At 68.6% G+C, this 1,404-nt stretch carries 2 protein-coding genes and 1 pseudogene; all 3 read left to right on the forward strand.

Going from position 1 to position 1,404, the window contains the following annotated elements; translation table 11 throughout:
* Positions 1 to 122 precede the first annotated feature (122 nt).
* Positions 123 to 455 carry an ArsR/SmtB family transcription factor gene (locus HMPREF3105_RS04255; protein ID WP_020628509.1) on the forward strand — a complete coding sequence of 111 codons (333 nt, stop codon included), beginning with the start codon at positions 123 to 125 and terminating at the stop codon, positions 453 to 455.
* The gene (locus HMPREF3105_RS04260; protein WP_036317504.1) at positions 452 to 1,165 is read left to right on the forward strand and encodes a cation diffusion facilitator family transporter; all 714 of its coding nucleotides are present in this window, start codon (positions 452 to 454) and stop codon (positions 1,163 to 1,165) included. The genes HMPREF3105_RS04255 and HMPREF3105_RS04260 overlap by 4 nt, the downstream gene beginning before the upstream one ends.
* A gap of 72 nt (positions 1,166 to 1,237) precedes the next feature.
* Positions 1,238 to 1,378 (forward strand): annotated as a pseudogene (locus tag HMPREF3105_RS12920) (cation transporter); the annotation flags it as partial.
* Positions 1,379 to 1,404: the final 26 nt, after the last annotated feature.

Below are 1,404 nucleotides of genomic sequence, written 5' to 3' on the forward strand. Positions count from 1 at the left end.
CTCGTGCATCTATTCTCAGACACGCCCTAGTTGCGCGGACCTCCTGGGATCGGGCCATGGTGCCGGCCGCTTGCCGGGCGGCACCCCGACAAGGGTACACGTTATGCTGTACCGTTCTAGGCATGAGCACCACGACCCTCACTCATGTCTCGGCGTTGTCCCGACTGGGCCATGCCCTCTCTGATGACACCCGGACCCGGATCCTGCTGGCCCTGCGTGATGGGCCGGCCCGCCCGTCGGCGCTGGCCGGGGAGCTGGGGGTGTCCAAGCAGGTGATGTCCAACCAGTTGGCCTGCCTGCGCGGCTGCGGGCTGGTGACCACTACCGCCGAGGGCCGCAACGTCTGGTACGCCCTGGCCGACCCCCGGCTGGGCCAGACCCTTGGGGAGCTGCTGGAGTTGACGCTGACCATCGACCCGGATTGCTGCTCCGCTGCGGGATGCACCTGCGCATGAGCACCCTCACGCTGAGCTCCAAGCCCCTCACGGACGACCGCCGTGCGGTCCTGCACCGCCGGATCCGCTGGATCGTGGCCGGAACCATCACCTACAACGTGATCGAGGCGGCCATCGCCCTGGCCGCCGGCACCGTGGCCTCGTCCTCCGCGTTGATCGGCTTCGGCTTGGACTCCATCGTGGAGGTCCTCTCCGCCGCCGCGGTGGCCTGGCAGTTCGCCACCCCGGACCCGCACCGCCGGGAGAAGGTGGCGCTGCGCCTGATCGCCTTCTCCTTCTTCGGCTTGGCCGCCTTCATCACCGTCGACGCCGTGCGCACCCTGTTCGGGGCCGGGCAACCGGAGCATTCCACGGTGGGGATCGTGCTGGCCGCCGTGAGCTTGGCCATCATGCCGTTCCTGTCCTGGTTCGAGCGGCGCACTGGCCGCGAACTCGGGTCCGCCTCCGCGGTGGCCGACTCCAAACAGACCCTGATCTGCACCTACCTCTCGGCGGTCCTGCTGGTGGGCCTGGTCCTCAACAGCACCCTGGGCTGGACCTGGGCCGACCCAGTCGCGGCCCTGGTGATCGCCGCCGTCGCCCTCAAGGAAGGGGTGGAGGCCTGGCGCGGGGATGCCTGCTGCACCCCCGCCTCCGCGCTGATCGCCGGGGACCAGAACGAGAAGGACGGCGATGGCTGCGGGGCGGATTGCGCCTGCTGTGCGCATTGAGCGTGCCTTCAGTATCGCCGGACAGGATGGTGACGTTAAGCTGATGATTCATCGAGTGGAAGAGACCCCGGTATGAGCGGACACGATCATTCCCATGCTCTTCCGGCGGCGGGCCGGCGGGGCCGGCTGGCCGTGGTCTTCTCCATCACCGCGACGATCATGGTCGCCGAGGTCATCGGCGCGCTGGCTTCGGGCAGTCTGGCCCTGCTGGCCGGGCGTGTCAGATGGTCTGTGTAAGC

This window comes from Micrococcus sp. HMSC31B01 (assembly GCF_001816085.1).
Classification (GTDB): Bacteria; Actinomycetota; Actinomycetes; order Actinomycetales; family Micrococcaceae; genus Micrococcus; species Micrococcus luteus.